The 25423-nt window shown below is 71.3% G+C and carries 30 protein-coding genes; 10 read left to right on the forward strand and 20 right to left on the reverse strand.

Annotated features, from left to right (window positions below):
* Positions 1-43 precede the first annotated feature (43 nt).
* On the forward strand, positions 44-964 hold the full coding sequence (locus LX12_RS19130) for an alpha/beta hydrolase (protein WP_253656182.1): 921 nt from the start codon (positions 44-46) through the stop codon (positions 962-964).
* 16 nt (positions 965-980) lie between these two features.
* Here LX12_RS19130 and LX12_RS19135 read toward each other — a convergent pair whose 3' ends face one another.
* From LX12_RS19135 to cobC, 4 genes are read right to left on the reverse strand one after another with little or no spacing between them, the layout of a single operon-like run.
* Positions 981-2174, reverse strand: coding sequence for a bifunctional RNase H/acid phosphatase (locus LX12_RS19135; RefSeq protein WP_253656183.1), 1194 nt, complete (start codon positions 2172-2174; stop codon positions 981-983).
* Positions 2123-2860: a zinc ribbon domain-containing protein gene (locus tag LX12_RS19140; RefSeq protein ID WP_253656184.1), complete on the reverse strand. Its 738-nt coding sequence runs from the start codon at positions 2858-2860 to the stop codon at positions 2123-2125. The genes LX12_RS19135 and LX12_RS19140 overlap by 52 nt, the downstream gene beginning before the upstream one ends.
* Positions 2861-2909: 49 nt before the next feature.
* Entirely contained in the window at positions 2910-4049 is a 1140-nt protein-coding gene (locus LX12_RS19145; protein ID WP_253656185.1) for a Nif3-like dinuclear metal center hexameric protein, read from the reverse strand.
* A gap of 49 nt (positions 4050-4098) precedes the next feature.
* Positions 4099-5097: an Rv2231c family histidinol phosphate aminotransferase CobC gene (gene cobC / locus LX12_RS19150; protein ID WP_253656186.1), complete on the reverse strand. Its 999-nt coding sequence runs from the start codon at positions 5095-5097 to the stop codon at positions 4099-4101.
* Positions 5098-5217: 120 nt separating this feature from the next.
* On the opposite strand from cobC, the gene LX12_RS19155 reads away from it, so the two are divergent.
* Complete coding sequence (locus tag LX12_RS19155) at positions 5218-5916, forward strand: HAD hydrolase-like protein (RefSeq protein WP_253656187.1); 699 nt, start codon at positions 5218-5220, stop codon at positions 5914-5916.
* On the forward strand, positions 5913-6404 hold the full coding sequence (locus LX12_RS19160) for a low molecular weight protein-tyrosine-phosphatase (protein WP_253656188.1): 492 nt from the start codon (positions 5913-5915) through the stop codon (positions 6402-6404). The genes LX12_RS19155 and LX12_RS19160 overlap by 4 nt, the downstream gene beginning before the upstream one ends.
* Here LX12_RS19160 and LX12_RS19165 read toward each other — a convergent pair.
* Positions 6376-7392, reverse strand: a complete 1017-nt coding sequence (locus LX12_RS19165; protein ID WP_253656189.1) for a zinc-binding metallopeptidase family protein — start codon at positions 7390-7392, stop codon at positions 6376-6378. The genes LX12_RS19160 and LX12_RS19165 overlap by 29 nt on opposite strands.
* Positions 7393-7630: 238 nt before the next feature.
* Here LX12_RS19165 and LX12_RS19170 point away from each other — a divergent pair, with 238 nt between their 5' ends.
* The gene (locus LX12_RS19170; RefSeq protein WP_253656190.1) at positions 7631-8590 is read left to right on the forward strand and encodes an SURF1 family cytochrome oxidase biogenesis protein; all 960 of its coding nucleotides are present in this window, start codon (positions 7631-7633) and stop codon (positions 8588-8590) included.
* Here the strand turns inward: LX12_RS19170 and LX12_RS19175 are convergent.
* A complete protein-coding gene (locus LX12_RS19175) occupies positions 8568-9503 on the reverse strand; it encodes a cobalamin biosynthesis protein (RefSeq protein ID WP_253656191.1) in 936 nt (311 codons plus the stop codon). The two genes, LX12_RS19170 and LX12_RS19175, sit on opposite strands and share 23 nt — an antisense overlap.
* A gap of 63 nt (positions 9504-9566) precedes the next feature.
* On the opposite strand from LX12_RS19175, the gene LX12_RS19180 reads away from it, so the two are divergent.
* Positions 9567-10445: a spermidine synthase gene (locus tag LX12_RS19180; protein ID WP_253656192.1), complete on the forward strand. Its 879-nt coding sequence runs from the start codon at positions 9567-9569 to the stop codon at positions 10443-10445.
* Between the two features lie 12 nt (positions 10446-10457).
* Here the strand turns inward: LX12_RS19180 and LX12_RS19185 are convergent, their stop codons facing one another.
* On the reverse strand, positions 10458-11903 hold the full coding sequence (locus LX12_RS19185) for an acyl-CoA synthetase (protein WP_253656193.1): 1446 nt from the start codon (positions 11901-11903) through the stop codon (positions 10458-10460).
* Between the two features lie 53 nt (positions 11904-11956).
* Between LX12_RS19185 and LX12_RS19190 the strand changes: the two genes are divergently transcribed.
* The gene (locus LX12_RS19190) at positions 11957-12721 is read left to right on the forward strand and encodes a DUF429 domain-containing protein (RefSeq protein WP_253656194.1); all 765 of its coding nucleotides are present in this window, start codon (positions 11957-11959) and stop codon (positions 12719-12721) included.
* Between the two features lie 10 nt (positions 12722-12731).
* Here LX12_RS19190 and LX12_RS19195 read toward each other — a convergent pair whose 3' ends face one another.
* Positions 12732-13622: a YdcF family protein gene (locus LX12_RS19195; protein ID WP_253656195.1), complete on the reverse strand. Its 891-nt coding sequence runs from the start codon at positions 13620-13622 to the stop codon at positions 12732-12734.
* Between the two features lie 188 nt (positions 13623-13810).
* Here LX12_RS19195 and LX12_RS19200 point away from each other — a divergent pair, with 188 nt between their 5' ends.
* The 3 genes from LX12_RS19200 to LX12_RS19210 all read left to right on the forward strand — a co-directional run bounded on the left by LX12_RS19200 (position 13811) and on the right by LX12_RS19210 (position 16006).
* Positions 13811-14800, forward strand: coding sequence for a helix-turn-helix transcriptional regulator (locus LX12_RS19200; protein ID WP_253656196.1), 990 nt, complete (start codon positions 13811-13813; stop codon positions 14798-14800).
* A 79-nt stretch (positions 14801-14879) separates the two neighbouring features.
* Positions 14880-15761, forward strand: coding sequence for a baeRF2 domain-containing protein (locus tag LX12_RS19205; RefSeq protein ID WP_253656197.1), 882 nt, complete (start codon positions 14880-14882; stop codon positions 15759-15761).
* Positions 15758-16006 carry a hypothetical protein gene (locus tag LX12_RS19210; protein ID WP_253656198.1) on the forward strand — a complete coding sequence of 83 codons (249 nt, stop codon included), beginning with the start codon at positions 15758-15760 and terminating at the stop codon, positions 16004-16006. The genes LX12_RS19205 and LX12_RS19210 overlap by 4 nt, the downstream gene beginning before the upstream one ends.
* A gap of 7 nt (positions 16007-16013) precedes the next feature.
* Here LX12_RS19210 and LX12_RS19215 read toward each other — a convergent pair whose 3' ends face one another.
* From LX12_RS19215 to LX12_RS19225, 3 genes are all read right to left on the reverse strand, one after another.
* Positions 16014-17135: a hypothetical protein gene (locus LX12_RS19215; RefSeq protein ID WP_253656199.1), complete on the reverse strand. Its 1122-nt coding sequence runs from the start codon at positions 17133-17135 to the stop codon at positions 16014-16016.
* Between the two features lie 661 nt (positions 17136-17796).
* A complete protein-coding gene (locus tag LX12_RS19220) occupies positions 17797-18123 on the reverse strand; it encodes a hypothetical protein (RefSeq protein ID WP_253656200.1) in 327 nt (108 codons plus the stop codon).
* 51 nt (positions 18124-18174) lie between these two features.
* Entirely contained in the window at positions 18175-18684 is a 510-nt protein-coding gene (locus LX12_RS19225; protein WP_253656201.1) for a hypothetical protein, read from the reverse strand.
* Between the two features lie 91 nt (positions 18685-18775).
* Between LX12_RS19225 and LX12_RS19230 the strand changes: the two genes are divergently transcribed.
* Complete coding sequence (locus tag LX12_RS19230; RefSeq protein ID WP_253656202.1) at positions 18776-19621, forward strand: SGNH/GDSL hydrolase family protein; 846 nt, start codon at positions 18776-18778, stop codon at positions 19619-19621.
* Here LX12_RS19230 and LX12_RS19235 read toward each other — a convergent pair.
* From LX12_RS19235 to LX12_RS19275, 9 genes are read right to left on the reverse strand one after another with little or no spacing between them, the layout of a single operon-like run.
* Positions 19557-20804, reverse strand: coding sequence for a hypothetical protein (locus tag LX12_RS19235; protein WP_253656203.1), 1248 nt, complete (start codon positions 20802-20804; stop codon positions 19557-19559). The genes LX12_RS19230 and LX12_RS19235 overlap by 65 nt on opposite strands.
* Positions 20804-21166, reverse strand: coding sequence for a hypothetical protein (locus LX12_RS19240; protein ID WP_253656204.1), 363 nt, complete (start codon positions 21164-21166; stop codon positions 20804-20806). Before LX12_RS19240 ends, LX12_RS19235 begins: the two co-directional genes overlap by 1 nt.
* Before the next feature lies 1 nt (position 21167).
* Positions 21168-21968 carry a hypothetical protein gene (locus LX12_RS19245; RefSeq protein ID WP_253656205.1) on the reverse strand — a complete coding sequence of 267 codons (801 nt, stop codon included), beginning with the start codon at positions 21966-21968 and terminating at the stop codon, positions 21168-21170.
* Between the two features lie 2 nt (positions 21969-21970).
* Positions 21971-22468, reverse strand: a complete 498-nt coding sequence (locus LX12_RS19250) for a hypothetical protein (RefSeq protein ID WP_253656206.1) — start codon at positions 22466-22468, stop codon at positions 21971-21973.
* Positions 22458-22670: a hypothetical protein gene (locus LX12_RS19255; protein WP_253656207.1), complete on the reverse strand. Its 213-nt coding sequence runs from the start codon at positions 22668-22670 to the stop codon at positions 22458-22460. Before LX12_RS19255 ends, LX12_RS19250 begins: the two co-directional genes overlap by 11 nt.
* A gap of 55 nt (positions 22671-22725) precedes the next feature.
* Positions 22726-23079 carry a hypothetical protein gene (locus LX12_RS19260; protein ID WP_253656208.1) on the reverse strand — a complete coding sequence of 118 codons (354 nt, stop codon included), beginning with the start codon at positions 23077-23079 and terminating at the stop codon, positions 22726-22728.
* A complete protein-coding gene (locus LX12_RS19265) occupies positions 23076-24923 on the reverse strand; it encodes a glycoside hydrolase domain-containing protein (RefSeq protein ID WP_253656209.1) in 1848 nt (615 codons plus the stop codon). Before LX12_RS19265 ends, LX12_RS19260 begins: the two co-directional genes overlap by 4 nt.
* On the reverse strand, positions 24920-25156 hold the full coding sequence (locus LX12_RS22385; RefSeq protein ID WP_253656210.1) for a hypothetical protein: 237 nt from the start codon (positions 25154-25156) through the stop codon (positions 24920-24922). The genes LX12_RS19265 and LX12_RS22385 overlap by 4 nt, the downstream gene beginning before the upstream one ends.
* A complete protein-coding gene (locus LX12_RS19275) occupies positions 25153-25422 on the reverse strand; it encodes a hypothetical protein (protein WP_253656211.1) in 270 nt (89 codons plus the stop codon). The genes LX12_RS22385 and LX12_RS19275 overlap by 4 nt, the downstream gene beginning before the upstream one ends.
* Position 25423: the final 1 nt, after the last annotated feature.

The following is a 25423-nucleotide window of genomic DNA, read 5'->3' on the forward strand; positions in this document are numbered from 1 at the left end:
AAGTGGGCTAGTTTCTTGTCGAGCATTCAAGAGAGAGGCTGCCGTGAGCGGAGAAGTGACCGTCGACACGCGTGACTTCCTGTCGTCGGGGGTTCGGTGCACCGCCGACGTGCACATCCCGGCCGTCGGGGACGGAGGCGGCCGGGTCCCCGTGATCGTCATGGCGCACGGGTTCGGGTCCCCGCGGACACTCAGCCTCCCGAGGTACGCCCGCGAGTTCGCCGCTGCCGGCTACGCGGTCGTGCTGTTCGACTACCGGTACTTCGGCGACAGCGACGGCGAACCGCGACAGCTCCTGGACATCCCCTCCCAACTCGCCGACTGGCGGGCAGCGATCTCCTTTGCCCGGTCCCTGCCCGAGGCCGACCCCGACCGGGTCGTCGGCTGGGGCACCTCGTTCGCCGGCGGGCACGTCCTCACCCTCGCCGCCGAGGGTCAGCCGTTCGCCGCGGTGGTCGCCCAGGTGCCTCATCTGAGCGGACCGGCCGCCGTGCGGGCGACCGGTCTGCGCTCCGCGCTCCGGCTCGCACCTGCCACCGTCGTCGACGTCGTCCGAGCCCTGCGCGGTGCGCCCCCGCGCTATGTGCACTCGATCGGCGCGCCGGGCACCACAGCGGTGATGACCGCGCCCGGTGCGGAGCAGGCGTTCGAGGAGATGGCCCGCCAGTCCGGTTTCGTCCGTGGCACCGTCCCCGAGACGGTCGCGGCCCGGATCCTCCTGCACATCGGCCGTTACTCACCCATCAGGACCGTTGCCCGCATCGCGTGCCCGGTGCTGATCCAGGTCGCCGACGGCGACGACATCGCGCCGGCCGCGGCCGCCCGTGCCGCGGCCGCGAAGATTCCTCGCTCGACGGTGCGCGAGTACACCGGAGGGCACTTCGACCCCTACAACGATCCCCTGTTCCCGCAGGTGATCCGCGACGTCCTCGATTTCCTGTCCGCGACCGTCCGGGCCACCTGAGAGGTCATGGAGACCGTCAGGACAGGTGGTTCGTGTCGTTGACCAGCCGCACCGAAGTCCCGCCGTCGGCGTAGAACTCGGCCATCGACAGGGACGCAAGGTCCAGGTGCAGCTTGAAGAGGATCGACGGGCCGACGTCGAGGGCATGGCGCAGAACGGTTTTGATCGGCGTGACATGGCTGACCACCACGACGTTGCCGGGACCGTACTGCGAGACGACCTCCCGGGTCGCCTCGCGCACACGCTCGGTGACGGCCTCGAAGCTCTCGCCGCCGGGCGGGGCGACGGTGACGTCGGACATCCACGCGCGGTGCAGGTCCGGGTCCCGCTGCGACGCCTCGGTGAAGGTCAGGCCCTCCCACTCACCGAAGTCGGTCTCGGTGAAGCCCTCCACCTCGTGCACCGGCAGTCCGACACGGCGGGCGATCGCGTCGGCCGTCGCCCGCGCACGGGACAGCGGGCTCGACACGATGGCGGCGATACCGCCCTTCGACGCGATGCGGTGGGCGACCCGATCGGCCTGCTGCACACCGAGTGCGGTGAGCTCGGGGTTCCCGCGGCCGCTGTAGCGACGGTCCACCGACAGTGCGGTCTGGCCGTGACGCACCAGCAGGAGGCGTGTCGGCGTGCCGGTGGCCCCGGTCCACCCGGGTCCCGTCCCTGCGGGCTTCGCTGTGGTCGTCGCGGGAGCAGCTGAGTCGCTTGCCTTCTCGATCGGCGCCGACCGCTCGGGCGTGGTCGCCACCTGCCCCTCGGTCTGGGCGTCCATGGCCTCGTTGGCGAGCCGGTCCGCGTGGGAGTTCTTCGCCCGGGGGATCCAGGCGAAGTCGACGCGCGAGAACTCGACGACGAGATCCCGGGCCTGCTCGGCGAGCGGGATCATGTCCGGGTGCTTGACCTTCCACCGACCCGACATCTGTTCGACGACGAGCTTGGAGTCCATCCGCACCCAGACCTCGTCGGCGTCGAGGTCCCTCGCGGCACCCAATCCGGCGATGAGGCCGCGATATTCGGCGACGTTGTTGGTGGCCCGGCCGATGTACTCCTTGCGCTCGGCGAGCACCGACTCGTGGTCGGCGTCCCACACCACCGCGCCGTACCCGGCGACGCCGGGGTTGCCCCGCGATCCCCCGTCGGCCTCGACGATGACCCGCACGCTCAGACCCCGGACTCGTGCGTGCGGACGATCACCGCACCGCACTCCTCGCATCGGAGGACCTCGTCGGCATCGGCCTTGCCGTAGCGGGCGAGGGTGCCACGGTCGATCTCCATGCGGCACGCGCCGCACCGCGCCTGCCGCAGCAGGCCGGCGCCCACCCGCCCGCGCGCCACCTGCTGGTCGTAGATCGCGAGCAGCGCGGGATCGACACGCGCGCGGATCTCGTCGCGGTGCCGCGCCGCCGACGCCGCCTGGACGTCGATGTCGCCGACGGCGGCGTCGGCCTTCTCCCGTGCCTGCGCCAGCTCGACCTCGGTGTGCGTGACGAGCGCTCCGCAGCGCAGCTCCTCGGCGGCGGTGGCCTCCTGGCGTTCCATCACCTCGAGCAGCTCCTCCTCGAGGATGCCCCGGCGACGGGACAGCCCGGCCAACTCGTGCCCGATCTCGACGAGCGCCTTGCCCTGCAGGGTCCCACCGTCACGCAGCGCGGTGTCCTTCTGCTCGCGGGTGGTCAGCACGGCGATCTCGTTCTCCAGCCGGCGCACCTCCCGCTCCTGGTCCTCGGCCGCGATCTGTGCGGCGACGGCCGCGTCGCGATGGACGCGGAGTGACTCGACCAACTGGTCGACGGCGGCGACCTCCGGTGCGGTGGTACGACGGTGCGCGGCGCGGGCCACCTCGGCGTCGGCGTCGGCCAACTCCAGGAGCAGGCGCTGGGCGGCGGGATCAGCCCTCATCGACAGCTGGGGTCCTCTCGGGGTTCGGCGTCACGGCAGACTCGCGACCCTACTCGCCGGACCCGCCGTCACCGGCGGCGTGCACGGTGAACGGGTCGGTCGGGGCCTCGAAGACGTCCACGACGAGCGAGGGGTCCCAGGCCGAGACGACGCCGGCGACCTGTGCGCACCACGGGAACTCGGTGGCCCAGTGACCCGCGTCGACGAGTGCGGGCCCTCCGGTGCGCAGGTGTTCGTCGGCGGGGTGGTGGCGCAGGTCCGCGGTGACGAACACGTGGGCGCCCGAGGCGGTGGCCGCGTCGAGGAGCGAATCCCCCGCCCCGCCGCACACGGCGACGGTCGCGACCTCGGCGTCCGGATCCCCGGCCACACGCACGCCCCACGGCGCGAGGTGCAGTGCCGATGCGACGTGATCGGCGAACGCCGACAGCGTCGTCGGTTCGGCGAGACGCCCCACCCGGCCCAACCCGCGGTCCTCGGCGAGCGCCGCCTGCACGAGCACGTCGAACGCCGGCTCCTCGTAGGGGTGCGCGTCGCGGAGAGCGGCGAGGACGGCGTCACGACGCGAACGCGGCGCGACCATCTCGAGCCGGTCCTCGACGACCGTCTCGATCTCGCCCCGGGTGCCGATGTGCGGCGTGGCGGCGTCGCCGGGGAGGAACTGACCGCTGCCCGTCACCTGCCAGCGGCAGCGACTGTAGTCCCCGATCGCCCCGGCGCCCGCGCGGAACATCGCGTCGGCCACGGCGTCGGTGTCCCCGACGGGGACGAACACCACCCACTTGTCGAGGGCGGGTGCGGTGGTCGGCTGCAGCGGACGGGTGTCGAGCACGCCCAGCGCGTCGGCGAGCGCGTCGGAGACGCCGGGACGGGCGATGTCGGCGTTGGTGTGCGCCGTGACCAGTGCACATCCCGCCCGCACGAGGCGGTGGACGATGCGTCCCTTGGGGGTGTGCGCGCCGACGGTGTCGACCCCGCGGAGCAGCAGGGGGTGGTGGGCGACGATCAGCTCGACGCCGTGCGCGATCGCGTGGTCGACGACGGCGTCGGTGACGTCGACGCAGACGAGCACGGCGGTCACGGTGTCGAGCGGGTCACCGCAGACCAGCCCGACGCTGTCCCAGCTCTCGGCGAGGTGGGGTGGGTAGTGCTCATCGATCAACTCGACGAGATCTCCGACCGCGGCCATGGGGTCCGCCCTTCTGTGGTGTCGTCCGTCGTTCGTGATGTGCGCTTGATCAGCTCGCGGACCAGGCCCGGAGCAGCGTGGCGACGTCGTCGCGGCCGCGCACCGCCAGGCGCAGGTGGTCGGCGCCGAGGCCGGGGAACGTGTCGCAACGCCGGACCGCGACACCCGCGTCGGCGAGTCGCCCGCGACGGGCGAGGGCGTCGGCGTCGTGCACGAGCACGAACGACGCCTGCGGATCACCGCACACGGTCACCCCTGCGTCGACGAGCATGCGGCACATGGTGTCCCGTTCCGCGCGGACCTGACGGGCCTGCGCGCGCGCGTGGTCGCGGCCGATCGGGCCGAGCGCTGCGGTGACCGCCGCCAGCTGCAGCGTCCCGACCGGCCAGTGCGGCCGTGCGACGACCATCCGCGCGACCACGTCGGCGTCACCGACGAGGTAGCCCGCGCGCAGGCCGGGTACGGCGAAGGTCTTCGTCACCGACCGCAGCACGACCAGTCCCGGCAGGCGGCGCCCGGCGACCGACTGCGGCTCGTCGACGAGGTCGCCGCCGACCTCCGCCAGGGTGACGTCGGCGAACGCCTCGTCGACGAGGACGACCCGGCCGGGTCGGCACAGCGCGAGGAGTGCACCGGCCGGGTGCAGCACCGATGTCGGGTTGGTGGGGTTGCCGACGACCACCAGGTCGGCGTCGTCGGGGACGACGGCGTCGGTCACACGCCACGGCGGCGGCAGCACGACGCGGGTGACGGGCACCCCGGCCGCGCGGAGCACGCGTTCGGGCTCGGTGAACGACGGGGCGATCACGACGGCGTGGCGGGGACGCAGCCCGGCGGCGAGTGCGAAACCCTCTGCGGCACCGGACAGGACAGCGATCTCGGCGTCGTCACGACCGTGTGCGGCGGCGATCGCCCCGACGGCCGCGTCCTCGTCGTCGGGCGACGGGTAGGTGGAGAGGTCGTCGACGCGGGCGCGGAGCTTCTCTCGCAACCACTCGGGGGTGGTGCCGCGGACGTTCACCGCGAAGTCGAGCATCCCCGGTGCCACGTCACGATCGCCGTGGTGGGACAGCAGATCGGCCGGTGGCGTGGCGCACGGGTGCCCGGGTTCACCGACGCGCGTCACTCCGGGCCACACGACCGACCAGCCTACGGGGACAATGGATCGGTGCCCGCACCCGCCGACCCGGCCGCCCCGTCCACCACCGTGCTGTTCGACCTCGACGGCACGATCACCGACTCGTTCGACGGCATCGCCGCCAGCTTCCGCCACGCCCTGTCCGAGATCGGCGCGCCCGACCCCGACGCCGCCGTCGTCGAGGGCATCGCGGGACCGCCGATGGTCGACACCTTCCGCACGCTCGGGCTCGACGACGCCGCCGTCGACGCCGCGATGGCGGCCTATCGCGAGCGGTACACCACCGTGGGGTGGCGCGAGAACGCCGTGTTCCCCGGCATGGCGAGCCTGGTGCGCGATCTGCGCGCCTCCGGCCGACGGATGGCGGTGTCGACGTCGAAGAACGAGACGACGGCGCGTCGCATCCTCGACCACTTCGGTCTCGCCGACCACTTCGACGTCATCGCCGGGGCCAGCGACGACGGCACCCGCCGGAGCAAGAGCGACGTCGTGGCCCACGCCCTGGCCGCGCTCGGCATCGACACGGACGAGGAGGTCGCCGACGTCGTGATCGTCGGCGACCGATCACACGACGTGCACGGGGCCGGCGAGTTCGGCATCCCGGCCGTGTTCGTCGAGTGGGGCTACTCGCTGCCCGGTGAGGTCGACGACGCGGCGTGGTCGGTCCGCACCGTCGACGAGCTGCGCACCGTGCTGGGACTGCACGCCGACCGGGAGGTCACGGCATGACCGACCCCGTGCACGTCACCTTCGTCTGCAGCGGCAACATCTGCCGCTCGCCCATGGCCGAGATCATCGTCGCCGCCGCGCTCGACCGCGCCGGTCTCGCCGACGCCGTGCGCATCGACAGCGCGGGCACCGGTGCCTGGCACGTCGGTGAGCCCGCCGACGACCGCGCCCGCGCGGAACTGCGGCGAGCCGGCTACGACGACACACACACCGCCGCGGTGCTGGGTCCCGAGCACGACGACGCCGACCTGTTCGTCGCACTCGACTCCGGTCACCGCCGGGCGCTGGCACGGCGCGGCGACGGTGACCGCACCCGGCTGCTGCGGGAGTTCGATCCCGACGCCCACGACGACCTCGACGTCGCCGACCCCTACTACGGCGACGCGGACGACTTCGTGCTCGTGCGCGAACAGGTGGAGGCCGCGACGCCCGGGATCGTCGACTGGATCCGCGAGGAGGTCAGACGCCGTCGAAACCCGGGGCGATGAGCTGGTGCAGGAACGACATCTTCTCCAGCACCTTCGGTGGTAGCACGAACGGGTAGAGGTCCTGGTGGCCCATCGAGCGGTTGATCTGGTTCAACGACCACGACAGCGGCAGCCACAGCTCGATGATCTTCTCGAAGCCGACCTCGCCGGGCAGGTCCGACTCGAGGGTCGCCCCGGACGGCGCCATCGCGAACGCGGCCGCGGTGTCGAGGGTGTCGCGGATGTGCAGGTAGTGGGCGAACGTCTCGGCCCAGTCCTCCGCCGGGTGCATCGTCGCGTAGGACGAGACGTAGTCGTCGTGCCAGTCCTCCGGCGGACCCTCGTTGTAGTGCCGGTCGAGCGCGGCCTGGTAGTCGTCGTCGGGGTTGCCGAACAGCTCCTCGAAGCGAGGTCGGTGCTCACCGTCACCGACCAGCACCATCTGGTAGTAGTGCCCGATCTCGTGACGGAAGTGGCCGATCAGGGTGCGGTACGGCTCGTCCATCGACACACGCAGCTGCTCGCGGTGCACGTCGTCGCCCTCGGCGAGGTCGAGGGTGATCACGCCGTCGGCGTGGCCGGTGATGACGTTCTGCGCCTCGCTGGACAACAGGTCGAACGCCAGACCGGTCTGCGGGTCGTCGTCGCGTCCGCGGATGGGCAGGCCCAGCTCGTCGAGCTCGAGGATGACGCGACGCTTGGCCGCCTCGGCGTCGGCGAACTCGCTCAGCGCGGTGGTGTCGTCGTCGGCGGGGCGGGTGCGCGTCAGCCGGCACGACTCGCAGAGGCCGTTGGGGGCGGTCTCGTCGACGACCCAGTTGCACTTCGCGACGACGTTGTTGGCGCACCGCTGGACGGGCGTGCCGTCGACCTCACCGCTGCCGTCGTCGCCGAGCACGTGGATGATCCGGGTCGGCAGGTGGAACCCGAGCGCATGGTGGCACTTCAGGCAGAGGGTGTTCTCGAAGGACAGCTGCTGACCGCAGTTGCGGCAGGTGAAATCGCGCACGATGGCTCCGTTCGTCGGAGACGGGCTCCGGTGTGGGCGGCAGGTGACGCGGACCGTCCCGTCGACGGGGAGGGTGCACGGACCGGTGGGGCGACGGCCGCCGATCGTCTTCAGCGGTCGCCCGCCGCCTCGCGACGGGCCGTCGTCGGTGAGCGTATCCGACCCATGCGTCGTCACCGATGTGTCGGCGTCGTCACGGCTCGAGACCCACGCCCCGACCCCCTAGTACCGTTGTGACATGCGGATCCTGCGCACGTTCGCCCGCCCGGGGTGGGTGGCACTCGCCGTGGTGGTGGTGGCGTTCGCGGCGGCCTGCTTCTACGTCCTCGCACCGTGGCAGCTGGGCAAGAACTCGCGGACCGAGCACCAGAACTCGCTCATCAAGAGTGCGGTGTCGAAGAGTGCCGTCCCGATCGACTCCGTCTGGCCCGGGCGCGGCCCGCTGCCGACGGACTCCGAATGGCGCGAGGTGACCGTCACCGGGCGCTACCTCCCCGCCGATCAGGCCGTCGTCCGGTTGCGGTCGGTGTCGGACGCACCCGCCTACGAGGTGCTCACCCCGTTCCGCCTCGACGACGGGCGCGTCTTCGTCGTCAACCGCGGCTATGTCCGCCCGGTCGACGGCACGGCGTTGCCGTCGGTGCCCTCGGCACCGGACGGTCCGGCCACCGTCTCCGCGCGACTCCGCGTCGGCGAGGGCACGTCGCCGGGCCGCGGACCGCGCGTCGAGGACGGCGCGCTGCAGGTCTACACGATCGACCCCGCCGTTCTCGGGCGCACCGTCGGCCTGGACACCATGCCCGCCTACCTGCAGCTGTCCCCCGATCAGCCGGGCAGCCTCGGCGAGTTGCCCATCCCCCAGCTCGACTCGGGGCCCTACCTGTCGTACGGACTGCAGTGGATCGCGTTCGGCGTGATGGCGCCTCTCGGTCTCGGCTACTTCATCGTCGCCGAGGTCCGACACCGCCGTGCCGCGGCGGCTGCGGCGACGACCGACAGCGCCGAGGCCGGAGCCGCCCCGCCGCCGCGCACCGAGGGTGTCGCGGCACGCGCCCGACGCCGACGCGAGGACCTCGTCTCGGCGTCGTCGTCGGGCCTGGGCAGCAGCCGGGTCCGCAGCGGCATCGGCTTCGGGCCGCGCCGTGAGGAGACGTCGGCCTCGGCACGGGAGAAGCTCACCGACCGCTACGGCGACTGACGAGCAGCGCGGCCCCACACGCCGCCACCGCGACCACCGTCTGCACCCGACGCGACAACTCGACCGCGCGACGCAGGTCGTCCACGGTCGGCGGCGGCCCGTCGCCGAGGCGGGGCCGGTCCTCGATGCCGTGCGGGTAGACGGTCAGGCCACCGAGTCCCGTGCCCAACGCGCCGGCGAACGCCGCCTCGACGACGCCGGCGTTCGGGCTGGGGTGTCGTCCGGCGTCGCGCCGCCACGCGGCGACCGCACCCCGACGGTCCGCGCCGAGAGCGACGACGGCCAGTCCGGTCACGCGGGCCGGCACCAGGTTGGCGAGGTCGTCGAGGCGGGCGGACGCCCAGCCGAACCGGCCGTGTCGCTCGGAGCGGTACCCGACCATCGCGTCGAGCGTGTTCGCCATGCGGTACCCGAGCGCCCCCGGCGCGCCGGCGATCGCCGCCCAGACCAGCGGGCCCACAGTCGCGTCGGAGGTGTTCTCCGCGAGGGACTCCACCGCGGCCCGGACCATCCCGTCGGCGTCGAGCGACCGCGGGTCGCGCCCGCACAGGCTGGGGACCAGGTCGCGTGCCGCGTCGAGGTCGTCGGCGCCGACGAGGGTGCCGAGGTCCTCGACCACCCGGGTCAGCGTGGTGCCGCCGAGCGACGCCCACGTCGCCGCCGCGGTGGTCAGGACGGTCGTGCGCGGGCCACCTCGGTCCGCGACCGCGGTCAGGCCCGCGACCCCACCCACCAACGTCCCGGTGTAGACCGCACCGACCACGCGGCTGTCGGACCAGACGCGTCGCTCGAGCGCCGCGGCGACCGTGCCCATACCGGCGACCGGGTGGAACCGTCGTGGGTCCCCGACGACGCGGTCGGCGAGGACCCCGAGCGCGATGCCGACGGCGCGCGCGGTGTGTCGTCGGGTCACGGGAGACCACCCTGCCAGGCACGGCCCCGCACGTCGTCGCGCAGGCCGTGGCAGTGTCGTCGTGTGGCCCGACAGCGATCCGGGCGTCGTCCGGCGGCGGGCGCCGCCGCACCCGACGACATCGCCGGCACCGTCGCGATCGACTCCGGGACCGCGGTCATCACGACCGATCCCGACGGCCAGGGCTGGCTGCTCGAGGTGAACGGCGTGCAGAGTTCCCATCTCGCCGCCGACCCCACCCGTCTCGACTTCGAGTACATGCGGTGGATCGCGGCGGTGGTCGCCGACCGATTCGACCTCGGCGGGCCGCTGCGGGTGCTGCACCTCGGTGCGGCCGGGTGCGCACTCCCCCGGTACCTCGCGGCGGTGGCACCGGCCTCCCGGCACGTGGCGGTCGAGGTCGACGCCGCGCTCGCCGACCTGGTGCGCACACGCTTCGACATCCCCCGCGCACCGGTCGTGCGACTGCGCGTCGGGGACGCCCGCACGGTGACCGAGGGGCTCACCCCGGACAGTCGCGACCTCGTCGTGGTCGACGTGTTCGCCGGCGCGCGGACACCCGCACATCTGACGACGGTCGAGTTCTTCGACGCGATCCGCCGCGTGCTGCGACCCGGCGGGCTCGTGGTGATGAATGTCGCCGACACCCGGGATCTCGCGTACGCGCGGCGTCAGATCGCCACCGTCGCAGCCTGTTTCCGTCACACGCTCCTCGTCGCCGACCCAGCGATGCTCAAAGGTCGCCGCTACGGCAACGTCGTCGTCGCCGCCTCGGACGATCCCCTGCCCGCCTCGCCGTCGCTGGTGCGGGGACTTCTCGTCGACGCGGTCCCCGCGTCGGTGCGCGAGGGTCCCGACGCCCGCGCATTCACCGCCGGCGCGCGGCCGTACACCGACGCCGACCCGCCCACCGACCGGGGCGCACCACTGATGTCCGTGTGACCCGCGACGCCGTCACGGCGCCTCGAGCAGAGCCTTCTTCTGCACCTTGCCCATCGCGTTGCGCGGGAGTTCGTCGACGAAGCGGACGTCGCGAGGACGCTTGTGCGCCGAGAGTCGTTCGGCGACATGGGCGACGAGCGTCGCAGCCAGGTCGTCCCCGCCGTCGTGTCCGGCCGCGGTGACGACGACCGCGACGATGCGCTGGCCGAGGTCGTCGTCGGGCACACCGACCGCGGCGACCTCGGCGACGGCGTCGTGGTCGAGCAGACAGCTCTCGATCTCCCCCGCGCCCACCCGGAATCCCCCCGACTTGATGAGGTCGGTCGAGAGTCGACCCACGATCCGGTGCATGCCCCCGGCGTCGACGACGGCGGCGTCGCCGGTCGCGAACCACCCTCCGGGCAGCCAGGATTCGGCGGTCGCCTCGGGCCGACCGTGGTAGCCGGCGCCGAGCATGGGGCCGCGCACCAGCAACTCGCCGATCGACTCCCCGTCATGCGGGAGGTCGTCGGCGTCCGGGCCCGCGGACTCGGGGTCCGGTCGGAGCCTCGTCTCCACACCGTCGAGGGGCAGCCCCACCCACCCGGCGCGGCGTTCGCCGTCGACGCGGGCGCTCAGGGTGATGAGTGTCTCGGTGCTGCCGTACCGTTCGACGATCTCGTGGCCGGTCAGCTCGGCGACACGGCGGAAGACCGACTCGGGCAGGGGCGCACTGCCCGAGACCAGCAGCCGCGCGTCCGAGAGGCTGCGGGCGCTGTGCTCGTCGGCGGCGATGCGTGACCACACCGTGGGGACACCGAAGTACATCGTCCCGGCGGCACACGCATACGCCTCGGGCGTGGGTCGGCCGGTGTGCACCAGCCGACCGCCGATCCGGAGGGGCCCCAGCACACCGAGGATCAGCCCGTGGACGTGGAACAGCGGCAGCCCGTGCACCAGCACGTCGTCCGCGGTCCACCGCCAGGCCGCCGCGAGCGCGTCGAGGCCCGCAGCGATCGACCCGTGCGTGCTGACAACGCCTTTCGGCGCGCCCGTGGTGCCCGACGTGTACAGGATCATCGCCGCGTGACCCGCCGGCGGCTGCGGATGGGAGTGCCACGACCGCGCGTACAGGCGGACGGGCAGGTGCGGGAGGCCCGCAGCATCTGCCGGCTCGGGTCCGAGCCATGCCTGGGCGCCCGAGTCGTCGAGGACGTGGCGGCGCTCCGCGCTGCCCGAGTCCGGCGGGACCGGCACCACGACCACGCCGGCCAGCAACGCTCCCACCACCGCGATGACCGTGGCCATCGTGGGCGTGGCCTCGACAGCGACCACACGCACCCCGCCGAGGCGCTCGGCGGTCGCGGTGGCCGCGCCGGCGACGTCGGCGCGGGAGAACGACAGACCGTCGACGGACACGGTGTCGGGGACGTCGGTCGTCGCGGCGACCGCGGACGGTGTCAGCAGCGGGAACAGCATCCGCCCACTGTGACACAGCGTCGGGGGCTGCCCCGGGGGGCTACCGTCGGGGCGTGCGTACCCTGGGAGTCGACCTCGCGGCCGAGCCGACCAAGTCCGCGCTCGCCGTCCTGCGGTGGCGGTCGGGCAGGGCCGAGGTGGAGCGGATCACGCTCGGCGCCACCGACTCCGACATCGTCGCGGCCGCCGCGGGGTGCGAGCGGGTGGGCATCGACGCACCGTTCGGGTGGCCCGACCGGTTCGTCCGGTTCGTCGTCGCCCACCACGAACTCGGCGACCCCGACACGTCGGTTGCAGAGGCCGATCGGGACCTGCCCGCCGCGTCGGACACGCGCGGCGCCCGGGCCGGTCTCGTGCGTCGCGTGACCGACGACGTGGTCCGCGAGAGAACACGTCTCATCCCGTTGAGCGTCTCCGCGGACCTCATCGCGCACGTGGCGATGCGCTGCGTCGGACTGCTGCGCGCGCTGGGGGTCACCGACCGTGTGGACGGACCGGTCGTCGAGGCCTATCCCGCGGCAGCACTCCGGGTCTGGGGACTCGATCACCGGGGATACAAGGGCCCGGCGAAGGCGATGGTCCTCGACGGCCTCGTCGACGAGCTGTTGTCTCGCGCCCCGTGGTTGCAGCTGAGCGTGTCGGAGGCGGCCGTCCGCGGCAGCGACGACGTGTTCGACGCGGTGATCGCGGCGTGCATCGCCCGTGCCGCCGCGCTGGGGCGCACCCACCTGCCCGACGGCGAGACCGCGGTGATCGCCCGGCGCGAGGGCTGGATCCACCTGCCCTCCGGCGATCTGGAAAGCCTCGCCGTCGGGTGAAGCTCGTGGCTCAGCGGCGCGCCGGGATCCCCGCCGTCCGGGTCACGTCCAGGTAGATGCCCCGTTGCGACGGCCGCAGCGGAGGGATGAGCTGCGGCAGCCAGCCGTCGAGCTGCGTGGTGGCGCCGACGACGGGCAGTCCGGCCATGGTGAAGTCGGCGGCGGCCCGACGGACGTGATCCGCGCTGGACACCAGCACCGCGTTGCCCAGTCCGCGGGACCGGGCGATCGCCGCGGAGTTGAGCGCGTTCTGCACCGTCGACCCCGACCGGTCCTCCACGACGATCCGCGAGGCCGGGATCCCGCGTCCCACCAACCAGTTCCGCATCGCTGCGGCCTCGGTCACGCCGGCGTGTGGGGCACCACCGCTGACGATGACGGTCGACCAGGGCGCGGCGACGGCCTGCAACCAGGCGGCACCCAACCGCGACGTGAGCTCGTCGCGCATGGACCCGTCGGGCATGAGTCCATAGCCCAGCACGACGATCGCCGTCTGCGGACCGATGATGCCTGGCAACGGGTTCGGGATCGTCCCGATGCCGGCCCCGATCGCACCGAACATCCGCCCGACGGTCCCCGCCATGGCCGGCGACACCGCGCCCAGACGGTTCAGGGCGTTCTGCCGCGTGATCAGGTCGAGCGTGAAGTCCGACCACACCGCCTGCAGCGCGAGTGCCTGGGCGTCGTTCGGGGCCACGCGCAGGAGGGCGGCCAGATCCCCGAGTCCGCCCGGCACGTCGCCCGCGGTGAACTTCGCCTGCGCCGAGTTGAACAGCGTCGTGGTGGGTGGGGCCGCGCTCGCGGGCGCGGCCACGGTCGCCTGCAGCGCGCCGACGCCGCCCCCGAGGGCGACGACCGCGGTCACCGCCGCGATGGCCCGTCGAAACCGCAGCAGCACCATGCCGACTCCTCGTGAGACTGATGAGACACAGCGAGACTAACGAGACCCATGCGGCCGATGAGCACGGATGAGACACGAGACGATCTCAGCCCTGTCTCGGCACGGCGTGTCGAACGCCGTCGGGGCGTGCGGCGACCGCCGGCACTCGCGGACAGATTCTGACCGCAATCGGTGCCAGGATGACCCCCATGCCGATCGAATCGTCCGCCCGACTGCTGTCGCTGCTGTCGCTGCTGCAGATGCGTCAGGAGTGGTCCGGTGCCGACCTCGCCCGTCGGCTGGAGGTCACGCCCCGCACGGTCCGCCGCGACGTCGATCGGCTCCGCACCCTGGGGTACCCCGTCGACGCGACGGTCGGGGTCGGGGGTGGGTACCGCCTCGGCGCCGGCGCCGAGATGCCCCCGCTGCTGCTCGACGACGCCGAGGTGCTCGCCGTCGCCGTCGCACTCCAGTCGGGTGCGACGCGCTCGGTCACCGGACTCGACGACGCCGCCTCCGGCGCGCTGTCGAAGCTGCGGCAGGTGATGCCGTCGCGACTGCGGCACCGTCTCGACGCGCTGACGGTGGAGACGGTCGACCGGCCCGCCCCGACGTCGTCGGTCGACGCGGCGACCCTGTCGGACATCGCGCTCGTCTGCCACCGGCGTGAGCGACTGCGCTTCGACTACAGCACGCGGACGGGTGAGGAATCGCGGCGTGAGTGCGAGCCCTACCGGCTCGTCCGCAACGGCGCGCGCTGGTATCTGCTGGCCTGGGACGTCGGACGCGAGGACTGGCGCACCTTCCGCGTCGACCGGATGACCCCGAAGACACCGACCGGACCGCGCTTCGCCGCCCGCGACCTGCCCGAGGGTGGTGCCGCGGCCTTCGTCGCCGCGAGCATCGGTTCGGCGATGCGGGCCGTCGACGCCCGGGTGCGTATCCACGCCCCCGTGCAGGATGTCGAGTCGATGGTCCGACCCGAGTGGGGCGTCATCGAGGCCGGCGACGAGACCAGTTGCGAGATAGCACTGTTCGGGTCCTCGCTGGAGTCGATCGCCTGGTGGCTGCACCGGTTCGACGCCGATTTCACCGTCCTCGGACCCGAGCCGCTGCGCAGGCTCTGCCTCGCACAGGCCGCGGAGCACGACCACATCGCTGAGCGCTACCGCGCCGCGAGCGCACCGCTCGACGCCTGAGCGCCCCGACGTTTCACCTCACGGGGACCGTGGCACCCGCCGGGCGACATCACGACGTCCCATCGGGAGGAGTCCACCCGTGCGCGCATCCAATCTCCGCTCGCTGACCGAGCAGGAGCCGCCGTTCGTGTCGGTCCACATCGACGACTCACACGACACCGAGAACGCCGAGCACGAGTTGTCGCTGCGGTGGCGTGCCGTCCGCGAGGACCTCGTCGACGCGGGCGCGGAGCAACGGGTCGTCGACCTCGTCGAGGACACGCTGCTGCGCAGCGCTCCCCCGGTCGGCGCGTCGGGCCGCTCCATCGTCGCCACGAAATCCGGCGTCCATCTCGACGCGCGTCTGGTCCGGCCGCCCGTGCGGACCGTGGCCCGACACTCGGCGCTGCCCTACCTCGTCCCCCTGATCGAGCACGGCGTCTCGTCGACGCTGCAGGTCGTCGCGGTCGTCGACCACACGGGCGCCGACGTCCTCGAGCTGACCGGGACGTCGGTGGCCCACCGCGAGACCGTCGACGGCGTCGGGACCCCGGTGCACCACGCGTCGGGCGCCGAGACCGCCGGGCCGGGCGATCCGCAGCGCCGCTCCGACGAGCAGTCGCGGAAGAACATCGCCGCCGCGGTCGACCATCTCTGCGCCATCGTCGACCGCCGCCGACCCGAGAGGGTCTACGTCGTCGGCGAGACGACCTCGCTCGCCGATCTGCACGCCGCGGCCCCGTCGCGGCTCGCCGACGTGCTCCACAACCTGCCGATCGGGGCCCGCGGCAGCGGTCTGTCCGAGTCAGACATTCTCGCCGCGGTCGCCCAGGCCGACGAACGTCGACGCAACGAGGTCCTCGACGCGACGGCGAGGCGCTTCGACGCCGAGATCCACCGCGAGGAGGGCCTCGCGGTGGAGGGGTTGACCGGACCGCGGTCTGCGGGGCGCTGCGCAACGGTGAGGTCGACACCCTGGTGATCGGCGACATCGGTGACGCCACCGTCGTCGACGACGGGTCACCGACGACGGTGGCACCGACCGCCGCGAACCTCTCGGAGCTGGGCGCCGCACCCGAGCGGGTGCTCCGCGCCGACGAGGCGCTGCCGATGCTCGCGATCGCCACCGACGCCGATCTCGTCCGCGTGGACGAACGGGTCTCGCCGACCGACGGGATCGGCGCAATCCTGCGCTACCTGCCGCGGACGTCGGCCGGCGGTCGCTGAGACCCCGTCACCGGGCCTCGCCCGACCGGTCGTCCGTGCTCGCCTGCCGGGTGCGGTCCTGGATCTGCCGCATGCGTTCCTGCTGCCGGACGCCGTAGGCAGCCGAGCGGACCGCGTCGTCGTCCTCGAGCCCCGAACCCATGGCACCGCCGATGGTCGCGATGGACGCGAGGAGCCAGGCCAGCAACAGGTAGTCCGAGGCGCCCACCGGGTGTTTCAGCGTCTGGGAGAACAAGCTGGGTGGGAGGGCCACCCCGGCGGTGAACAACAGGAGCGCGAACAGGGCGACGTGGAACGCGAGTACACCGAGGAGCAGGGTCACCACGGTCGCCGCGTTGTAGAGCATCGATCGGGCGCGCTCCTGCGGTCCGGCCGGTCGCTCCCACAACTCGTGGTCGACGATCAACCAGACGACCATGGCCGCGATGGACAGGACGGTCGCGGCACTCATGCGCCACGGCCCCATGAGGTCGGCGAACAGCCAGATCGTGCTGGTCGCGAGAGCGATCGCCCCTGTCGCGAACGCACCCGCCATCGCCTTCGACAGGCCACTCACCAGGCGCCAGGGCCGGTTGGCCCGGACCATGCCGGCCAGCAGTCGCGCGCGGCGCAGGCCCGGCGGGGAGAAGATGCGCACCCCGGTGGACCCGACGGGGGCGGTGGGGAATCGCCGCCGCACGGACGGGGTCGACACGAGCGGCCCGTCCAGCAGGTGCGCGACCGCGAGACCGACGACATCGTGCACGCGCCGACCGACGCCCATCCCACCCACGCCGACGACCGAGATCATCGCGAAGCGATGCTCGGGATGGAGCTCGGCGACCACAGGTCGTGTCCCGTCACGCCGCGGCATGTCGGTCAGGTAGAGCACGAGCTCCTCGTCCCGGGAGCGCGGATCGACACTGTCGACGACCTGGTCGAACTCGGTGTCCTCCTCGGGCACATGGGATTCCGACAGCAGAGTCGCCGTCCATGACCGCGCGTCGGGATCGTGTCCGTGCATCACCGACGGCAGGTGCTCGACGACACGCCGGGCGAGATCGGTCGGCTCACCGGGATCGGCGACGACGAGGACGGATGCCCCACCGTCGGTTCGTGACCGGTCACGAGCGAAGTGTTCCTGCGTCATCGCGGCCGTGTGCCCGCGGGACCGTCGGACGAAACGGGCCCCGGGAACCGTGGTGCGCGCAGAGGGATTTGAACCCTCCGAATTCAGCACGTTTCCGCAGGTCACGACACATAGCGGTGTGCGATCGTGACAGGTGGCGTACGCGCCAAAATCCCAGGTGAACAGGCGGCGGTGTTACCTCGGGTAACACTGTCGGACCACGTCGCTACGCTCGTCGCGCGTGACCGGGAGGGAAGCCCGCGAACGCACGAACGCGCCCCACCCTGTTACCTCCAAGGTGGGGCGCTTTCGTGTCTGCGGTCGTTCGTAGGCTGGTGCTCACTCGTCGCGGGCCGAGGAGGTCCCGTGTCGCCGTGGGTCGAGTGGAAGCCGCCGGCGTGCCCGGCGTGTGGCGCGGACTGGCGCCGGCCGCGATCGCATCTCGTGGGGTGGAGCAACCAGCGCGAGGTCCCGTGTCGACACTGGGTCTGCCGGACGTGCGACGCGGTCACCGCCGCCGACGACATCTCGACCGCACCGCGATCGCTGCGGCGTCAGTCCGGCGGCGGGCCGACGAGGTAGCGGTACAGCAGAAACGAGAATGCCGCGATCATGGCCGCGGTGCCCCAGGCGTCGACGATGCTCACCCTCGTTGGACGCGGGCGAGGCGTAGGTGGTTCCGTCAGCGCTGCTGGCCGTTGACGTAGGCGCCGGGCACCACCGTTGTGGTCGCGTCGCCGCCCTCTCGCAGCTGACCCTTGATGATGCCCGCCACCGTTAGCTCGCCCTCGTTCGTCACCGAGCCGGTGCAAGTGCCGTGGAGGTTGGCATAGCCGCCCTGCTCGATCACCAAATCGCCGACCATTCCGTTGATCTGGGCGGTGCCTCCTCGACGAACGATGAGGCGACCGGTAACCATGCCGTTCAGGTGCAGGCGTCCGCCCTGCTCAACCGCGACGTCATCCTCGACCTGGTCGTACCACTGTTCGTCTGACGTGATCTGCATCATCCCGGCAGACTAGCCCAAATCGGACAGCGGTCCGTTCGCCCTTTCTCCGCGTTATGGGCGGGTGGCGCCGAACGCCTTCATGACGGCCTTGACGAAGGCGTCCCGCTTCTCGCGACCCGCAGCGTTGCGAGGGTCGCGGTCGCCCAAGGCCAAGCCGTCACCCTGACGGAAAGCGAGGCGGATCGGAGCATCGACACTGAGCACGCCGGTCTGGAATCCGTCTTGCCACACCTTCAGCTCAGCCAATTCGATTCGCTCGATGTCGCCGATCCGGCGAAGCTGGGCGTCGGTCTTCGCGTCCTCCGGCTCTTCGCGCAGAGGGCGGTGCTGCCAGTCGATGTCCGAACTCGACGCGGTCACCCAGCCGATCACGTCTCCCTGAAGCCACCAGAACTTGTAGGTGATGCCGGAGTTGTCCACCTCGACGTCGAGGTAGCAGCTGTCGTACTTACCAGCACTCAACGCGTACACCGCCGCCATCACTGACGTGGGTAGCCGGAAGTCCGGAACCGACATGTCTGATAGCAGTGGCCCGAGCTGCCCGCGCTGGTCGATCTCCATCTTGCGAGAGTAGCCGCGCCGGCCAACCCGTCAGTCCCTCGTTCGTTTGACATATCCGGCAACCTGCACGGGCGACCGATAGATTCCTGGCATGAGGCGTTCGCGGGGGTTGTCTAGGTGGGAGAGCATCGTGCTCGCGATATGCGCCGTGGTGGCGGTTGTGCTGGGCGTGCTCGTGTGGCGCACCGACCAACCCACCGAGGTGTCAGCGGCCGACCGCGCCGCCGCGATGGCCGGGGCTGCTAGTCAGACCGTCGCCGCGCCGGACCCGCGGCCCCTCAACGTCGCGAACCAGCGGGTCCTGTTTCTCGGCGACTCGTTCACGGAGGGCACCGGCGCGAACCCCCTCACTCGCGGGTACGCCTATCTCGCGGGCGAGCAGCTCGGCGGCGACTTCGTAGTCAGCGGCCACAGCGGCAGCGGGTACGTGAAGCAGGGACCGAAGGACGGACTCACGTTCGGTCAGGCCCTGGACACCCTGCCCGCCACGCCGGCGCCCACGTTGGTCATCGTGCAGGGCAGCATCAACGACCAGGAGGTCACCGGCGCGCTCTACCAGAACGCGGACTCGCTGATCAGCCGCGTGCGGGCGAAGTGGCCCGGTGTGCAGCTCGCCATGTTCGGGCCGATCGCCGGTGACCCGAGCAACGAGCCGTCGGTGAACGCGATCCAGAACGTCGACACCATCTTGCAGAGCGCCGCCGCCGCCCGGTCGATCGCGTACATCTCCGCCGAGGGCCTCGACCCGTGGGTCACGACGAGCAACGCCGCGCAGCTGATCTCACGGGACAAGGTTCACCCGAGCCCCGCCGGTCACCAGGACATCGCCGACCGGCTCGTCCAGGCCCTGCGCACCCAGGCCGGGACCGCGACTACTGCGCCAGCGGCGAGTACGTCAACGCCGGCGCCTGCGGGTGCCGGAACTTCCAGTCGATGACCTTGGCCCGCACGGTGCGCGTTCCCGTCTGGCCGAAACCGGTGGCGTTGAACACGGTGAAGTACAGGTAGCCGTTCTTGTCGGGGCCGGCGATGCCGCCGATCGAGTTCGCGGAGCCCGACGTCGCGATCGAGCCCAGCTCCCACCATGTGCGGCCGCCGTCGCCGGTGCCGACCATGAGCTGCTTCTTGCTGCCCGACCCGGTGTCGGGGAAGCACATGTAGACCTCGCGGCCGCGCTGGGCGAGCTGCCCGTAGCCGTACTGGCCGGCGCCGAACGTGTCGACGGAGGTGTAGAACCGTCGGATGCCGGGGCGCTCGGGGGCGTCGAGGTCCATCTCGATCAGGCCCGCCTTGATCGACCCCTCGTCGGGCGTGCCGAACACCCGGTCCTCGATGACGATCACCGCGGTCGGCTGCATGTTCCCCGCCGGGGCCGCCGAGTTGTAGTACGGGCTCGTCGACGGTTGGGTCCACCGCTTCCAGGTGCGACCCCAGTCATCGGAGAAGAACAGGCCGCGGTTGCCGACGTCACCGGTGGAGGCAATGATCCGCTGCCGCTTCGGGTCGTAGGTCGACTGGTGGAAGTGGCAGGCGTTCGCGGTGTCGGTGCCCGGCCCGATGGTGAGAATCGACGTCCACGTCTGGCCGCCGTCGCGGGTCATCCACAGCTTCCGGGCGGTCGAGTAGCCGCCGCCGTACTCCCCGTAGAGCAGCACCGACTTCCCGTCGGGGCCGGGCTTGGGCATCGAAACGCCGAGGATGTTCAGCGTCGTCGACCGGCACGACACGATCTGGTTGACCGTCATCGACGGCCCCCACGTCTGCGAGGCGGGCGAGAACCACCAGATCAGGGTGTCGGTGCTGCTGTTGTCGGTGGCGAACACCCACCCCTCGGACAGCCGGTTGACGTAGACGATCTGCGCGCCAGAGTGCAGCGACGAGAAGTCCGGGCCGTCCACCGTGTTGGCCCACGAGTCGACCGACATCGTGGCGACGGTGGTCCCGGATCGGCCGTAGGCGTTGCCGTCGACGCCGACCGCGATGACCGGCTTCCAGTGGTTGATCCCGGTCAGCGACCAGTTGAGCGCACCGACAGGGTCAGCGCACGGCCGGAGATCTCCGAACGACGCGACCGTGGCGTCGGCGACGGCGCGGGGGTTGAGTCGGGATGGCCGCGGCATCAGGACAGCACCACGCCGGAGATGACCAGGACCACGGCGGTAGCGGTGCCGGCGATGGCTGAGATGAGGTCGCCGGGGCCGAGGAAGTGGCCCTCGATCTCACTGAGAACCACCGAGTCGCCCGCGGCGAGCGCGAGCCCCGCGACAACCCGATTGGCCGCACCCGCCGTGCCGCCGGACTTCACGATCGAAACCGACACCGTCACGGCCGAGGCGGTCGGGTTCGCGAGCGTCGCCTTGCCGAGCTTCACGGACGAGTTCGCCGGCCCGGTGTACTGGGTCGTCTCCGCGTTCTCGATCTGCTTCGAGACGAGCACACCAGGGAGGGCCGACGTTGCGGCCATCACATTCTGCGTTGCCATGTCAGGCTCCTAGTCCGATGAGGGAGAACGCGACGGCCCGGCCGGTCGCGGTGGTGAGGGTGGCGGCGTCGCCGTCGATGCGCGCCTGGGGCTCGGTGGCCGGGGCGTTGACCGGGTTCCAGTTGCTCGCGACGTACGAAGCGCCGGAGGTGAAGTCGGCCTTGGCGGTGACGACGTCGCCGGTCGGGGCGAGGACCACGGTCCCCGCGGTGTAGGCCGTGTTCGGTTGCCAGCGGGGGGCATAAGCACCGTCGAGGTCCGCCTTCTTGAGGTCCGACAACGGGATCCCCGACGACGGCTTGGAGTACTTCCCCGCCACCGTCGTGGTCAGGTTGGCGACCATCTGCGGATCGTTGCCAAGCGCCGCCGCGATCTCCGCGATCGTGTCGAGCGTCGCCGGCGCATTGGGTCCGACGATGAGGTTCTTCAGCGCGTTGACCGCGGTCGTGACCGATGCCGGCGTGGCGTAGCGAGCGTCGGCGAAGTCCTGCGCCCACTGCGCGACGGCGGCCTGCAACTTCTCCGCCGACGTACCGGGCGGGATGTTGATGCCGACCTGGATCATCGACCACAGGTCGCCGGCCGCCGCGATGAACGGGTAGACCTTGCCGCCGACGCGGACTGTCGCCGGGCCCGCGACGAGCTGCACCGAGAACTGGCCGGTCGTCGCATCGGGCGAGACCCGCTGGTACCGCGGGGACATTACGTCCTGGCGGATCGAGGGGCTCGAGAATACGAGCTGGTCCGGGTCTCCCCTGCCGGTGATGTCGGTGACCGTGCCGGTCACGGTGACGAGAGCCATGGCTAGTTCCTCCCGCAGGTCGGATCGGGGTAGGGCGCGCGCGACCGCTGCGCCTGCATCTTGCGTTCGCGGATGTCGTCGATCCGCTGCTCGATCTGTCCCACGACGACGCGGTACTGGGTGAGCGACTGCGGCGACGCGACACGGTCCGGCCCGAGGGTGTTGATCAGGTTGTCCTGCGCGGCCCGACGTTTCGTCAGCTCGTCCTCGAGGTCATCGCTCAGTCCCGCCTGCTCCTGGTTGAGCTTCGCGTTGTAGAGCAACGCATTCCGGAACTGGCGGGCGCACTCCTCCCCCGCCGCCGAGTTGCGTGCCGTCGTGATGATCGTGACCAGGGACAGCGCGGTGATGAGGACGACGCCCGCGGTGAACGCCGCGTCCGTCCGGCGGATGTACAGGATCCGGACCTTGTAGCCCTTCGCGCGGAAGTACCCCACCCGCACGAGCGCAGTCACGAACGCGCCGATCAGCATCAGCGCGATCCCGGTGCTAGTGATCATGTTCGTCGCTCCCGGACGTCTTGTCGTCGTCGGTCTTGTCTCCGCGTCTGGTGACCATCAGCGCCAACAGCGGCCCGACGAGAGCCATGAACGCGGTGTTCAGCGACTCGGGCGGCGTGTAGTCGGCGAGGAAGATGTCGGCGATGTTCGCGATCACCCACATGGCGATCACGACAGCTGTCACCAGTTGCACGAGCGTCACTCGCGGCACTTTCACGGTCGAGTCCCTTCATGGAGAGGCACCCCGCAGGCACCGGTCAGGACTCGGCGCGGTGTCGGCCGAAGTGGGCGGTGACGTTGCGTACGACGTCGTTCAGGGCGTCCCCGACCTCGGGGGTGGCGGCCTGGTTGTTCACCGCCCGGGTGAGCGCGTCGCGGGCGGCGTCGGTGACCGCGGTCTGGACCGCGGCGACCGGGCTGACCTGCGAGCGGACCGCCGCGGTCACCGGCACCCCGAGCACCAGCGACGCGACCGCAAGCACGATCGGCGCGGCGTCGGCGGTCAACCAACCGGCGGTCACGCCGTACACGACGAGCGCACCGATGATGGTGGACAGAGCGACCGCGACGGGCTCGCGGCGGATGAACGCGGCGATCTTGGTGGTGGTCATGCTGCAGCGGTCTCCTTCGCGAGAGTGACGATGACGCCGGACGGGGACCAGGTGAGGTCGCCGTGCTCGAAGTGCTGGACGATGTTGTCGGTGCCGGGCACCTTGATCTCCTCGGAGACCGGGTAGCCGAGACGGCTGTTCTCCCAGCCGAGGTCGCGGTAGGTGTCGCCGATCCGTCCGTGGACGTCGAAGCCGCGGGAGGCGCCGTCCTTGCGGAGCAGCGTGCCGCCCTCGAAGGCCTGCACCGCACCGTCGGGCAACTTCAGGAACGGACGCGTTGGGTAACCCAGGCGGCCGTTCTCGTAGCCGTAGTCCGCGCCCCACGTCTCGAAGAGCCCGCCGTGCGGGATCGGGAACGCCGCCTCGGCGCCCTGCTTGTAGTAGATGTGCGCGTTGGCGTACACCGCGAACACGCCGGCCTTGAGCGCGTGCTCGACGAACGGAGGGTCGACGCGCGCACCAACCCACGGACTCGCCGCCGCGGCGTCGTTGATGAGGTTGCGCACCGGGGCGAGGAACGACTTCGCGCGCTTGAGGAATTCGTCCATCGGGAACCCGTTGCCGGGGTCGGTGTGGCCACCTCCGCGGGCGCCGAAGTCGCGGTGACCCACCACTCCCTTCGCCCTCAGCGGCCAGCCCGCGGTGCCGTTGGACCCGGCGTAGTCGAGTGGGAACCCGAACTGCTGCGACGCGGCGGCCATCGCCTTGGCCGCGCGGGTGATCGCGAGGTCCTCGGACAGGCCGTCACCGGAGTCGTCGATGCCGTCGAGCCACTGCCCGCGCGACCACTCGGCGAACGAGCCTGCGATGCAGAGGTGGTAGGCGATGTCGTTGGCGTCGGCAGCGGCCCACGGACCCTCGTTCGGCGGGACGATCTCGACGGTGTCGCGGCCGTCGATCGAGTGGTTGTAGGCGACCGGGTTGCTCGTGTTCGCCGAGTTGATGCAGAACTGAGCGAGGTTCACCGCCGGGCCCTTGCCCTGCTGGGTGTGGACGGCGCCGAAGTCGGTCGACCGGCGTGGGCCGTTGCTGTTGCCGGTACCGGCCGAGTCGGCGTTGAAGCCGTGCATCACCTTGGTGGTGCCGTAGTCGGGCATGGTCGGAGCTCCTGTCGTGGGCGCCGGCGTCGGGATGACCGGCGCGGGGGAGGTCGGGTCAGGCGAAGGGGTGGTCTTCGGGGTGCGGTCGATCGACCACTGGCCCCAGTCGGCGGCGTAGACGTCGTTGACATCGACGGTGATGCCGCCGACCTTCGGGCCCGGCGACGACGGGGTGTCGATCACGCGCTGGTACAGCGAGGCGTAGCCGCGACCGTTGTCGTCAGACCAGGCGCGGGTCACCCACGCCCACGGCCCGGAGTTGGATCGCGAGGAGCGGCCGATGACGCCGTCCTCGATGGCCCACCCGCACACGCGCGAGCTGCCGTAGATGCCGACCCACTGGGTGCCGAGTACGTCACCGCAGCCGCGGAAGAACTCGACGGCGGTCGAGTTCCACTGCGCGAGCGTGATGTTCTCGTCGACGGCGAAGTAGATCGGGCAGTAGCCGGGCATCCCGGCGGCGAACGCTCGGTCGCGGGCTTCTCGCGCCATGCGGCGGCCGCCCTCGCGTCCGGTGGTCCAGTCCGAGGGCGTCTGGTCACCGGGCTTGCCGAGCTGCCACACCGCGCCGATGTCGATTCCGGCCTTCCGGTAGGCGTCGGCGATGTCGCGAGTGATCGGCTTACCCGGGAAGTTCGTGCCCGACCGCGACGGGGACACGTAGGCCATCAGGCCCGTGTGACCGGCAGCCTTCAGTGCCGCCGCGGGTGGGAATCCGGCGGCGGTGTCGATGATCGTGTTCATGGTGTTGTCTGCGGTCCTTCGTCGTCGACGACCGGCAGTACCGGCTCGTCCTCGGGGGGCAGCGTGGCGTCAGGAGGTGTCGCTGCGATGTGGTTGCGCATCGCGGTAGCGTCCGTATTTGCCGTCACGGCAGCTTGATTCGCTGCTACTTCGGTCGTGTACGGCCATTGCGCGCCGGTCTGGGCATCGGTGACCACGAAGTAGCGTCCACGTGGTTCGACTGTGAACCTCATCGGACGATCTCGTTCGGCACCTGTTCGACCACCGTCTCGGGCGGGTTGAGTGCGCGAGTGCCTTCGGTGATCTCGAATTCAATGGGGTCGTCGTCGTCGAATCGGACCGCGGCGACGGTGCCGCCCTCGACGCCCGGGTCGATCTGCACCTCGACCCACGTCGGCCCCTGCACGATGCCCGTCACCCGGCCAGTGAGCGTGACCGTGCACGTCCCGTCGATGTACGGCTCGGCCTTCGCGGGGGTGTTGATGTCAGACGCCTTCATG

Source organism: Williamsia serinedens, from assembly GCF_024171725.1.
Taxonomy (GTDB): domain Bacteria; phylum Actinomycetota; class Actinomycetes; order Mycobacteriales; family Mycobacteriaceae; genus Williamsia_A; species Williamsia_A serinedens.